Origin of the sequence: Gillisia xinjiangensis (assembly GCF_046298265.1) — a bacterium.
Taxonomy (GTDB): Bacteria; Bacteroidota; Bacteroidia; order Flavobacteriales; family Flavobacteriaceae; genus Gillisia; species Gillisia xinjiangensis.
Genome location: NZ_JBKAHK010000005.1, coordinates 162,071 through 174,677, shown reverse-complemented (window position 1 = coordinate 174,677; position 12,607 = coordinate 162,071). Strand labels below are relative to the sequence as shown.

Genomic DNA, 12,607 nt, shown 5'->3' with positions numbered 1-12,607 from the left:
ATTTAAAAACCAGAAAAAGGTTGCCCAATTGGACAACCTTTTTATTTTGGAGGTAATTTTAAATTAAATACCTTTTATTAAAAGTGAATTTGAGTTAAAAGATTAAAAGGAAAACTTTTATTGTCTTTTAGCCTCTTTTTCCAAACGTTTTTTCTCTTTCTTTTCTTTAAGCAATTCCATAACAGAGCCACCTATCCAATAAGGAACTATGGCAACTAAAAAGATCATCAGCCAGAAACCGATAGTTAAAATTGTAAGAAATGCTATAAAGCCGAGGTATTGATCAAATTCAAACATAAGTACAGTTGGTTTTCAAGTATTGGCAAAGATACTAACTCTAACTATTTTCTACCAATAAAAAATTAATTTTTACGGTATAAATTAAGTTTCAGGCTTATTCAGAAGATTTTAATTCAATCTATTTAAAAAAGATTGAAAATTTGTACAAATTTTAAAGATTAAAAAAACCCTAACCTGTAAATTTGTAATCTAATTTAAAGCAACCATGGACTATAGAATAGAGAAAGACACAATGGGCGATGTAAAGGTACCATCAGATAAATTATGGGCTGCCCAGACCGAACGTTCAAAAAATAATTTTAAAATTGGGGCTCCGGGAAGTATGCCACTGGAAATAATATACGGCTTTGCCTACCTCAAAAAGGCAGCGGCATTTACAAACTGCGAACTTGGTGCCCTTCCGGTTGAAAAGCGGGATTTCATCGCACAGGTGTGTGATGAGATCCTCGCCGGAAAACACGACGACCAGTTTCCATTGGTTATTTGGCAAACAGGGAGTGGAACGCAAAGCAATATGAACCTTAACGAGGTAATTGCCAATCGCGCCCATCAATTGGCAGGAAAGATTATAGGAGAGGGTGAAAAAACGCTTCAGCCAAATGATGACGTTAATAAATCACAGTCTTCCAATGACACATTCCCAACAGGAATGCATATTGCTGCCTACAAGAAAATACATGAAGTTACCATTCCCGGGGTAAAAAAGCTCCGAAACACGTTAAAGAAAAAATCGGAAGAGTTTAAGGATGTGGTTAAAATAGGTCGTACCCATTTTATGGATGCCACTCCCCTAACCCTGGGGCAAGAATTTAGTGGGTATGTAGCCCAACTGGATCACGGAATAAGAGCCCTTGAAAACACGTTGCCGCATTTATCTGAATTGGCTTTAGGTGGAACAGCAGTAGGAACCGGAATGAATACTCCCAAAGGCTATTCAAAACGCGTAGCAGAGTTTATTACAAAATTCACCGATCTTCCATTCATCTCTGCCCCAAATAAGTTCGAGGCACTTGCTGCCCACGATGCTTTTGTGGAATCTCACGGTGCACTTAAACAACTGGCAGTTTCTTTGAATAAAATTGCCAATGACATTAGGATGCTTTCTTCCGGCCCACGAAGTGGAATTGGGGAAATCAATATCCCGGCGAATGAGCCTGGTTCTTCAATTATGCCTGGCAAAGTAAACCCTACCCAGGTCGAAGCCTTAACTATGGTTTGTGCGCAGGTAATGGGGAATGATGTTGCTATAAGTGTTGGAGGAATGCAGGGACAATTTGAACTTAATGTCTTCAAACCTGTAATGGCCGCTAATTTTCTTCAAAGTGCCCAGCTTCTTGGAGATGCCTGTACTTCTTTTGAAGAGCATTGCGCCAGTGGAATTGAACCCAATCACAAAAGAATAAAAGAGCTGGTGGATAATTCGCTAATGCTTGTAACTGCCTTAAACACTAAAATAGGCTATTACAAGGCTGCAGAAATTGCCAATACTGCCCATAAAAACGGAACTACTTTAAAAGAAGAAGCTGTTAATCTTGGATATGTAACTCCTGAAGAGTTTGATGAGTGGGTAAAACCAAAAGATATGGTTGGCGGATTGAAATAGTCCTAAACCAAAACATTTATAAAAAAATCCTGCTGAATCAGCAGGATTTTTTTTTATGAAGGGAAACAACTTTTAAAAATTCGAGGCAAGCCCGTCTGAATGATTCGGGCAGGCCTCGGGGAATTAAACCCTCAATGAGGGAAAAATTTATTTAGTACCGCTTTTAGATCCCTTGCTGTAATATTTCTGGAATTTCCAATAAGATAAAGCCCCAAGAACAGCAACTGCTGCAATAGAATAATAGATAAATGTAGGCGTGATTACTTTATCCCCGCTGGCATAGGAATGCAATCCGGCGAGATAAAAGTTCACTCCAAAGTAGGTCATCATAATACTCGCAAAGGCCACAATAGCCATAAGGTTAAAGAACCACCTGCTGCGCAATCCGGGAACCAGGCGCATATGGATCACGAAAGCATATATCATAATGCTTATAAGTGCCCAGGTTTCTTTTGGATCCCAACCCCAGTAACGTCCCCAGCTTTCATTGGCCCATTGACCTCCAAGGAAGTTTCCAATGGTTAACATTACTAATCCAACGGTAAGAGCCATTTCAGTAATTATGGTGATTTCTTTAATATTCAAATCCATTTTAACCTTATTCTTCTCGGTGGTCATAATCATAAGCAACAACGAGACTGCCCCCAGAATTAATCCAAGTGTAAAAGGCCCGTAACTGCCCACAATTACCGATACATGGATCATCAACCAGTAAGAATCCAGCACAGGTACAAGGTTGGCTATGGAAGGATCCATCCAGTTCCAGTGTGCTATCATAAGGATCATCGCTGTCACAAATGAAGTTGAGGCAATAGTAAGATCGCTTTTTCTCCCAAAGGCAAGACCAAAGAACATAGTCGCCCAGGCAACATAGATCATGGATTCATAGGCATCACTCCAGGGCGCGTGTCCGGAAATATACCATCTGGCAGCAAGTCCCAGTGTATGCACTATAAACATGAGCAAAATTGAAACTGCACTTATTTTTATTAGAATTTCAATCGGTTTAGAATCTTTAAAAATTTGTACGATCACAAATACCATCATCAGTAAACCAGCCAACATATACCATATATACAGGTTTTTGAATATATCGTATTTGTTATAAAGGACCTCCGCTTCTATTTTGCGGTCTGAAGGCATTACTTCACCCCCAAATTTTTTCTGAAAACCTTTGATGCTCTCAAGCAGTTCAGTAGCCTGGGTATAATCTCCCGAAGATCTTGCTTCCCGGAGCGTATTCATATAAATAGGCAGGATTTGCCTCGCATAAACAGAATCCATTCCCTTAAAGTTCGCTTCCGGAACTTCGGGAAAAGAAACCCATTTATTGTTTTCATCGCCCGGAATAGGAAAAACACGAAGTACATTACCCTGCAGGGCATTAAACAAAAGATTCACTTTCCTGTCGGTTTCAATAAAATCCTTCTGAAATTGATCCGGAACGGCTGCCTGATAAGCTTTCTCGAGATATGGTGATAATTTGTAAACCCCAGTATTGTCAAAGAAATCTGTCATGGCCAGATATTTCTGGTCTTCAGAAACTCCGGTTATATGCCTGATACTATCGTTGTTGGGTTTTACATAAATAAAGGGAACATTGTACCATACCGCAGGGTTTTCGGTCATTGACACAAGGATCTGGTCGGCATTAAAACCTTCGTAACTATCCTTTTTACTTAGTTTCCGAAGTAATTCCGAAGAAAAGGTATTCGCAGGTTTCATCCTTCCCCCTGCATCCTGGATTACAAGTTTCCCAAATTTTGCTGCATGTTCAGGATTTACCATAGTGCTTTGTAAAATGGAATCCACCTGTTCTTTTTTGGATTTTATATGGCCGTGATCCTGTTCCTGATCTTCCTGGGCAAATCCGGTCCCGCCCAACATAAACAAAGCTAAAAGGATACTCAATTTCGCTTTTTTCGCCTTTACCTTGTCCAGCATTTCTTTCAGTTTTCCAAATCGACTTCCTTTATCAAATAAAATAAGCATCAAACCAAGGTATAAAAGGAAATATCCTATATACGTGATCCAGGTTCCCCAAAAATCGTGATTTACCGATAGGACAGTCCCTTTTTCATCGGCATCAAAAGATGCCTGGAAAAACCTGAAACCATCTTTATCCAAAACATGATTCATAAAGATCTCATATGGAAAGGAATTTCCATCCTCCTCGATTACCTCCACCTTGCTTTTAAAAGAGGCATAACTTGGTGTTGGATTGCTTTCTGTCCCTGGATATTTTTCAGCAATAAAATCAGTCAATTTAATGGAAAACGGCAATTCCATCTCTTTGGAACCATAATTAACAAAAAGGTCAAGTCCGCCAACACTAACATTTTTTGGTGGATTCACATGGCCTTTTCCGCCCAGCATACTTAAAGTTTTTGATTCTCCTCCGGAAGTAACTTTCAGGGTAACTGCATCAGACTGGCTCATATCCTTTTCTTCTGTGGGAATAATATCATAAGTTCCCCGTGCCATTGGTTCGGGAAGCACGAACTGCATTCCGCCTAAATTATACAAGGATCGTAACATCAGGGTTTGCGTGCTGTCGGATATCACTTCGCCTTCCAACTGGTCTGACATTCGTAAAAAAGTTCCTTCAAAAGGAGTGTTGATTTTATAAATCCCTTCAGCTTCATCTACCGTGATATTCACCGCTCCATCGGTTGGGACATTCAATGCAAAAAGGATGTTATGGATATTGGCCACTTCGCCTTCCTTCAGGAAATGCTCATGCCGGACTCCATCCCCGGCTTCTACAATTTGAAGGTGATTTTCCCCAGATTCGCTCAAAACAAGCCCCTCTTTTGCTCCGTGAATAAAATTAACAACTTCAATTTTTACAGGTTGCCCATTAAAATCGGTGTTGATACTTTCATCATTTTCTGTTTCGGGAGCCAGAAGAACCGGTTTTTCGATCACCCTTCTTCGGGGTGTTCCATCGATTTCCCCATCGATATAGGCTATGAGATAAGTTTGTTCTGAAAGGAAAGTATTGGTTGTTTCCCCTTCACGAATGGGCATAATTCCTTCATAACTTATGTATCGGGTCACAAAAGCACCCAAAAGAATAAGAACAAAGGAAAGATGAATTAAAAGGGAAGACCATTTATCCCGTTTATGAAGTTTATACCGGTAAATATTTCCTGCGAAATTTATCACGAAAAACACCATGATAGCCTCAAACCACCAGGCATTATAGATCATAACCCTTGCGGTTTCAATCGTATAAAAACTTTCTATGAAGGTCCCCAAAGCCATTGCGATGGAGAAAACAATGAACAAGACGGCCATAATCCGGGTTGAGAATATAACAGACGCTATTTTATTTTGCATTTAAGACTACTTTAAAACGCTGCAAATTTAACTAAACTTAACCACTTAGACCTTGTGAAATATGATGAATTACTAAAAAACGAATGTTAATTTAAAACGCGGAATTTTTGGTAATTTAGCCGAATGAAGAGCATCGTACTTTTTGGAACCGGGAATGTAGCTTTCCATCTTTTCAGGGCTTTTTCCAATTCGGAAAAATTTAAGGTCATTCAGGTCTATAATCATAGTTCCGAAAGTCTGAGCACTTTTAAAAATAAAATTCCAACCACCACTAAATTCTCTGAAGTTTTTCCTGCAGATATTTACCTGCTTGCGGTAAAGGATGACGCTATTGGTGAAATTGCATCGAACATTAAAAATCCTGAAGCGCTTATTCTTCACACCTCGGGCGCGGTTCCTTTAACTGTATTTCAAAATTTTGAACATGCAGGGGTCTTTTACCCGCTGCAAACCTTTTCAAAAAACAAACCGGTGGATTTTAAAAATATCCCGATTTGTATAGAGGCCAAAAACAAACCCGATCTTGAATTGCTGGAGCAATTGGCCGGAAGCATTTCAAATAAGGTTTTTCATATCTCATCTGCACAACGTAAATCCCTTCACGTTGCCGCGGTTTTTGTAAGCAATTTCGTGAATTATCTTTATACCGAAGGGGAAACTATTTGTAAAAAGAATGAGATCCCTTTTGAAATTTTACATCCGCTCATTCACGAAACTGCTTTAAAAATTGAAAGCATAAGTCCTAAAGAAGCTCAAACAGGACCCGCAATGCGAAATGATCTCGAGGTAATAAATTCGCATTTACCGCTTTTAAATTCGGAACAACAAAAAATATATCAAATCTTAACCAGTTCAATTCAAAACCTTCATGGAAAAGAATTATAAAGAATATTTAAACCACGTAGACACCTTCATATTCGACGTAGATGGCGTTTTAACCGATGGCTCCATACAGGTGAGCACACAGGGGGATTTGCTAAGAACCATGAATATTAAGGATGGATACGCTTTAAAAACAGCCCAACTCGCAGGATATAACGTTTGCATTATTTCCGGCGGCAAAAATGAAGGTGTTCGCTTAAGACTACGGGATCTTGGAATCACCAATATTTTCCTGGGAATTCAGGACAAGGTCGAGAAACTGGATGAATTTTTCGATGTTTATGAAATCGATCCTGAAAATGTAGTTTATATGGGAGATGACATTCCCGATCTTTATGCGATGAAAATGGTGGGATTGCCTTGCTGCCCTCAGGACGCTGTTCAGGAAATTAAAGCTGCAAGTCGCTATATATCTCATAAAAAGGGCGGAAAAGGATGTGTGCGTGATGTGATAGAACAAGTGTTGAAAGTTCAGGGAAAATGGATGCAAAATCATGATGCATTATGAACTGGATCTTCCTCGTAATTGCAGGATTATTTGAAGTTGCCTTTGCTTTTTGTCTTGGAAAAGCAAAATTCTCTTCAGGGAGTACCGCACTATGGTGGCTCACAGGATTTCTTGTTTCCCTTATTATAAGCATGATCTTTCTTTATAAGGCAACCCAAACCCTTCCCATTGGAACTGCCTATGCAGTTTGGACCGGGATTGGAGCAGTAGGAACAGTGCTTTTGGGAATTTTTATTTTTAAGGAACCCGCTCATTTCTGGAGGTTATTTTTTCTTACAACGCTTATTATTTCCCTGATAGGTTTAAAATTTGTTTCAGAATAACACAAAATCCTATGCTGCTACCAATTCTAAAACTGGTTCGATATAAAAACTTATTGCTCATTATCCTCACACAGGTTCTAATTAAATATGCCTTGTTTGAACCTTTTGGAATTGCAATCACGCTAAGCGATTTCGGATTTTTTCTTTTATGTTTTTCTACTGTTTGCATCGCCGCCGCAGGAAATATCATAAACGATGTTTATGATATGGAAACCGACAGGATTAACCGACAGGAAAAACAAGTTCTGGGGAGGAATATTTCAGAAAAAAAAGCTTTAACGGCTTATATCGTATTGACCATCCTAGGGGTGGGGATTGGATTTTATCTATCCAATTTAATTGGAAGACCTGGATTTTCCGCTATTTTTATTATTATTTCAGCCTTATTATATCTTTATGCAACCTATCTGAAAAACGTGCTGATCATAGGAAATTTAGTGATAAGCAGCCTGGTGGCAATGGTTATAATAATCATGGGATTGTTTGATCTCTTGCCCGCTATAACCCCTGCAAATAAACTCACGCAATCGATAATTTTTTCTATCCTTCTTGATTATTCCTTGTTTGCATTTTTGATAAATTGGCTTAGGGAAATGATAAAAGATCAGCAGGATATGAATGGAGATTATAATTCCGGGAGAAACTCCCTCACGATCTCCCTGGGAAAAGAACGAACCAATAAGTTCATATTTCTGATAGGATTAATTCCTTTGATATTGATCCTTTTTTATATCTATGATTATTTATTTGAAAATATTTATGCGGTACTTTATGCTCTTTTACTAATTGTTGCCCCACTACTCTATTTTCTTATCCAACTTCTTTTAGCAAAAACAAAAAGGCAATTTTCTTCCTTGAGTGATATATTAAAAGTAATTATGCTCACAGGCTTGCTTTCAATAGGATTATATCAATTTATTTTACTCTAAAGCTATGTTAAAGGAAATTTTAAAAGATCATCATATTATTCTTGCTTCAGGTTCCCCAAGAAGACATCAATTTTTAAAAGAACTGGGAATACCTTTTATAGTAGAACATAAATCTGTTAAGGAAGAATATCCGGAAGAGCTGAAGTCTTCAGAAATAACAGATTATTTGGCAGAACTTAAAGCGAAAGTTTTTCTTAGAAAATTAAAAGATCGCGAAATACTTATCACCAGCGACACTATCGTGTGGCATAACGATACGGCTTTAGGGAAGCCGGGAACTTCTTCTGAAGCCTTTAAAATGCTGGAATCGCTCTCCGGAAAAACTCATGAAGTGATCACTTCTGTAACTTTTACCACCAATGAAAAGCAAAAAACGGTAAACGCAACCACCAGGGTTACTTTTAAGGATTTGACTAAAGATGAAATCGATTATTACATCCTGAATTATCATCCCCTGGATAAGGCCGGCGCATATGGGATTCAGGAATGGATAGGTCTTATTGGTATCACCAGGGTAGAAGGAAGTTATTTTAATGTTGTTGGCTTGCCTACCCATTTGGTTTATGATACACTTCTGGAAATAGCTTCCGGTTAATTTTTTGTAATTTTATTTTTATTCATTTTACGAATTTGCTCGCTTTTTTTAATGATAATAAGTTGTCTCTATGAAATACAGGATCTTTTTGCTGGGATTAATGATCTTCAGCCTGAGTTGTGAAAAAAAACCGGATGGGAAATCACTTTTGCAGGAAAGAAATTTGTCCCAAAATTTTAAAAACTATTGGTTTTCCGGCGAAGCCGAGATCACTTCCTATAAGCTTGACCAAACCCGTTATGGTGAATCCCGCCCAGGAACAGCAGTCCTGATTTTTGTGACCGAAGATTTCCTTCCCGAATCCCAGGTTAAAGCCAATTCTCAGAGCCCAGGCAACATTCCTGTTTTAAAACTGAATACCACCAAAAATTTCATCACCGGAATTTACCCCTATTCCATTATGCAAAGCACCTTCTTCCCGCTGGAGGGAAATTCACACGCTTTAAAAATTTCTGCCTCCATTCAGGAATGGTGTGGACAGGTTTATATGCAGTTGAATAACAGGTCCGACTTTGAAATTAAATCTCACTCTTATTTTGCAGGCGAAGCAGATCACGAACTGAATTTAGATAAAACCTTTCTGGAAAATGAGATCTGGATGCTGCTTAGGGTAGATCCTGAACAACTTCCAACCGGAACAATCCAAATGATTCCTTCCTTTGAGTATATTCGCCTGGATCATACTGAAATAAAGCCGTACCAGGCTATGGCAGAATTTTATCAAGACAAGGAACTCAGTGTTTACAAGATCACATATCCCGATTTGAAAAGGGAATTAAAGATCTATTACCACAACAGTTTTCCCTTTAGTATTGAAAAATGGGAAGAAACCACAGAGAAAGATGGTAAAAAAAGTATCACTACAGCAACAAAAATGACAGAGATAAAATCGGCATACTGGACTGAAAATTCCAATAATCACTTACATTTGCGCGACACTCTTAACCTGAATTAATGTACGAAGTTTTAATTACTTACCGGAATGAAATTGCCCGTACCATTGCAATAGCGATTATATTGGGCATTTTTCAGCTTATTCTTAGAAAAGCAGCTCATAAAGTTGGTAAACACAGCGAGATCAATATTACAAGAACCCGGTTAATGTTTAAGTACATCAACATCCTGATGCTTCTAATCGCTTTCTTCCTGTTTTCATTTGCCTGGGGAATGGGATTGGATAAACTGGCCATTGTTTTTTCATCTGCATTCGCAGTAATTGGAGTTGCCTTATTTGCCATTTGGTCTATCCTCAGCAATATTACCTCAGGAATCATCATGTTTTTTTCATTTCCATACCGAATTGGTGATAAAATATTGATTCACGACAAGGATATGCCTATTGAAGCAGTTATAGAAGACATTAAGGCATTTCACCTTCACCTAAGGACAGATCATGGGGAACTTACCACCTACCCAAACAACCTGATCCTGCAAAAGGCAGTCACCCTTATCAAAAAAGATGTATATCTGGATGAAGGAAAGGACAGCTTGTAAAAGTTAATGCCTTTAAAAATAGTTCCAGAACAGCTGAAAGTTTATATATTTGAGACAGTTGAAATTAAATCTTTCAAATGCGTAAAATTATATTCTTAATACTCTGTTTGGTTTTTTCATTTTCCAATGCCCAAACTCCACAAAAATTAAATTCTGTAGAAATACATGATGCCATAAAAAAACTGAACTTTCTAGGTTCTGTTTTGTATTTAGCTGCCCATCCGGACGATGAAAACACCCGGTTAATTTCCTATTTTTCCAATGAAATAAAAGCCCGAACCGGATATTTATCTATTACCCGAGGGGATGGTGGACAGAATTTAATAGGCCCGGAACTTAAAGAACTTCTGGGTATTATAAGAACTCAGGAACTTTTGGCCGCCAGAAGAATTGATGGAGGGGAACAATTGTTTAGCCGTGCCATTGATTTTGGATATACAAAAACCCCGGAAGAAGCCCTTAAATTTTGGGGAAAAGAGGAAATTCTCAGCGATATTGTATGGGCGCTTAGAACTTTTAAACCCGATGTTATCATCAACAGGTTTGATCACCGAACTTCAGGGGAAACCCACGGACAGCACACCGCGTCTGCCATTTTAAGCATTGGCGCTTTTAATCTTGCAAAAGATCCTACGGCATTTCCAGAGCAATTGGAATATACCGAAACCTTTGAACCCAAAAGGTTGTTTTTTAATACTTCTCCCTGGTTTTACGGAAGTGATGAGGAATTTGAAAAAGCCGATAAATCGAATTTTTTACAATTTGACACCGGGGTTTATTTTCCCTCAAAAGGTCTTTCCAATCCTGAAATTGCTGCATTAAGCAGAAGTGAGCACCAGTCGCAGGGTTTTGGATCTACCGGAAGCCGTGGAGAACAAATAGAATATCTGGAGTTTATTGAAGGAAGCTTCCCCGAAGATCAATCTGATCTGTTCGCTGGAATTGATACTTCCTGGAACCGAGTTCAAAACGGTGCTGAAATAGGGGAAATTCTTGCTGAAGTTGAAAAACACTATGATTTTAAAAATCCGTCAGCAAGTTTACCCAAACTTGTTGAAGCCTATAAACTGATACAGGATCTAAAAGATGTTCATTGGAGAAAAATAAAATCCAAAGAAATTAAAAATATTATATCGGCTGCTGCCGGTTTATATCTGGAAGCAAATGCTGTAAATTCAAGTGCTACTCCTTTTGAGGAGCTTACTGTTAATTTGGAAGCCATCAACCGTAGCAATGCAGAAATAAGCCTGGTATCGGTAGAACTGGAACCAAATAATTCAAAATTGGAACCCAATAAGGTTCTTCTGAATAATGTAACCTGGAAAGAAAAAACCCGGTTAAAGATCAATGGAAAAACGGGATTTACGAGCCCGTATTGGTTAAAAAATAAGGGTAGCCTGGGATTGTATGAAGTTGAAGTACAAAAGCTGATTGGTTTACCGGAAGCCCCCAACAGTGTTATAGCAAGATTTAAGGTTAAAATCAATGGAGAAGAGATCTTGTTTGAAAGGCCGGTAGTTTTTAAATATAATGATCCGGTAAAAGGGGAAGTATATCAGCCATTCGAAATCCTTCCGCCGGTATCGGTTAAATTCAGGGAAAAGGTTTTGATTTTTGCTGAAGCAACCTCTAAAACTGTTCCGGTGATTATTACTGCAGGAAAAGATTCCATTTCAGGAAAGATCTCTTTAAAATCTAATGGAAACTGGGAAGTAAAACCGGAAGAAACCAGTTTCAACATCCTTAAAAAAGGAGAATCGGTAACGATGAATTTCAAGATAACTCCGCCCGAAAATCAGGATGAAATAATATTAAGCCCAATACTTACTGTAAATGGCAAGGAGTATTCCGGAGAAATAATTAAAATCGATTATAATCATATTCCCCTGCAAACACTGGTTGTTCCCGCTGAGACCAAATTGGTCAAGCTAAACATCAGGAAAAAGGGTGAGAACATAGGTTATATTGATGGTGCAGGTGATGTAATCCCGGAAAGCCTTGAACAAATTGGTTATAAGGTTAGCAGGCTAGATGCAGGAAAAATTTCGGCAGCCTCACTTTCTGGATTTGACGCGGTAGTTCTGGGAGTTCGGGCATATAATACGGTGGAAGGTTTAAAATTCAAACAACCGGCACTCTTGAAATATGTTGAAAACGGCGGAACTGTTATCGTGCAATACAACGTGAACCGTGGTCTTGTTGTAGATTCCATTGCACCTTATAAACTTAATATTTCCCGTGACAGAGTGACCGAGGAAGATGCAGAAGTACGTTTTCTAGCCCCAAATCATCCTATTCTCAATTCTCCCAACAAAATAAGCAGTGCCGATTTTAATGGATGGGTGCAGGAACGCGGCTTATATTTCCCCAATAGCTGGGCGCCGGAATTTACCCCGGTTTTATCTATGAATGATAGGAATGAAACTCCAAAAGACGGTAGCCTCCTGGTTTCAAAATATGGAAAAGGCTATTTTATCTATACCGGGATAAGCTTTTTTAGACAATTCCCGGAAGGTGTTCCCGGCGCTTACCGCTTGTTCGCAAATATGATTTCAATTGGAAAATAGATGGATAAACCCAAAAAATATATCTGGAAAAAATCATACACCTTTGTACTGCTGGCAAATGCCT

Annotated in this window: 11 protein-coding genes; 9 read left to right on the top strand and 2 right to left on the bottom strand. The window is 38.6% G+C overall.

The features are described from left to right. Positions 1-117: 117 nt before the first annotated feature. A complete protein-coding gene (locus tag ACKGJN_RS10290) occupies positions 118-297 on the bottom strand; it encodes a hypothetical protein (RefSeq protein ID WP_409539407.1) in 180 nt (59 codons plus the stop codon). 208 nt (positions 298-505) lie between these two features. Here ACKGJN_RS10290 and fumC point away from each other — a divergent pair, with 208 nt between their 5' ends. Continuing rightward, positions 506-1,903 (top strand): class II fumarate hydratase, encoded by a 1,398-nt coding sequence (gene fumC / locus ACKGJN_RS10285; RefSeq protein ID WP_409539406.1) that lies wholly within the window; start codon positions 506-508, stop codon positions 1,901-1,903. A gap of 147 nt (positions 1,904-2,050) precedes the next feature. Here the strand turns inward: fumC and ccsA are convergent, their stop codons facing one another. After that, positions 2,051-5,245, bottom strand: coding sequence for a cytochrome c biogenesis protein CcsA (gene ccsA, locus ACKGJN_RS10280; protein ID WP_409539405.1), 3,195 nt, complete (start codon positions 5,243-5,245; stop codon positions 2,051-2,053). 123 nt (positions 5,246-5,368) lie between these two features. Between ccsA and ACKGJN_RS10275 the strand changes: the two genes are divergently transcribed. From ACKGJN_RS10275 to ACKGJN_RS10240, 8 genes are all read left to right on the top strand, one after another. Then, complete coding sequence (locus ACKGJN_RS10275; RefSeq protein WP_409539404.1) at positions 5,369-6,130, top strand: Rossmann-like and DUF2520 domain-containing protein; 762 nt, start codon at positions 5,369-5,371, stop codon at positions 6,128-6,130. After that, positions 6,114-6,635, top strand: coding sequence for a KdsC family phosphatase (locus ACKGJN_RS10270; protein ID WP_409539403.1), 522 nt, complete (start codon positions 6,114-6,116; stop codon positions 6,633-6,635). Before ACKGJN_RS10275 ends, ACKGJN_RS10270 begins: the two co-directional genes overlap by 17 nt. Then, the gene (locus ACKGJN_RS10265; protein WP_409539402.1) at positions 6,632-6,958 is read left to right on the top strand and encodes a DMT family transporter; all 327 of its coding nucleotides are present in this window, start codon (positions 6,632-6,634) and stop codon (positions 6,956-6,958) included. Before ACKGJN_RS10270 ends, ACKGJN_RS10265 begins: the two co-directional genes overlap by 4 nt. A gap of 11 nt (positions 6,959-6,969) precedes the next feature. Next, complete coding sequence (locus tag ACKGJN_RS10260) at positions 6,970-7,887, top strand: geranylgeranylglycerol-phosphate geranylgeranyltransferase (RefSeq protein ID WP_409539401.1); 918 nt, start codon at positions 6,970-6,972, stop codon at positions 7,885-7,887. Between the two features lie 4 nt (positions 7,888-7,891). Continuing rightward, positions 7,892-8,482 (top strand): Maf-like protein, encoded by a 591-nt coding sequence (locus ACKGJN_RS10255; protein ID WP_409539400.1) that lies wholly within the window; start codon positions 7,892-7,894, stop codon positions 8,480-8,482. Between the two features lie 70 nt (positions 8,483-8,552). Beyond that, on the top strand, positions 8,553-9,437 hold the full coding sequence (locus ACKGJN_RS10250) for a septum formation inhibitor Maf (protein WP_409539399.1): 885 nt from the start codon (positions 8,553-8,555) through the stop codon (positions 9,435-9,437). Beyond that, positions 9,437-9,976 carry a mechanosensitive ion channel domain-containing protein gene (locus ACKGJN_RS10245; RefSeq protein ID WP_409539398.1) on the top strand — a complete coding sequence of 180 codons (540 nt, stop codon included), beginning with the start codon at positions 9,437-9,439 and terminating at the stop codon, positions 9,974-9,976. The genes ACKGJN_RS10250 and ACKGJN_RS10245 overlap by 1 nt, the downstream gene beginning before the upstream one ends. Before the next feature lie 77 nt (positions 9,977-10,053). Continuing rightward, the gene (locus ACKGJN_RS10240) at positions 10,054-12,543 is read left to right on the top strand and encodes a PIG-L family deacetylase (protein ID WP_409539397.1); all 2,490 of its coding nucleotides are present in this window, start codon (positions 10,054-10,056) and stop codon (positions 12,541-12,543) included. Positions 12,544-12,607: the final 64 nt, after the last annotated feature.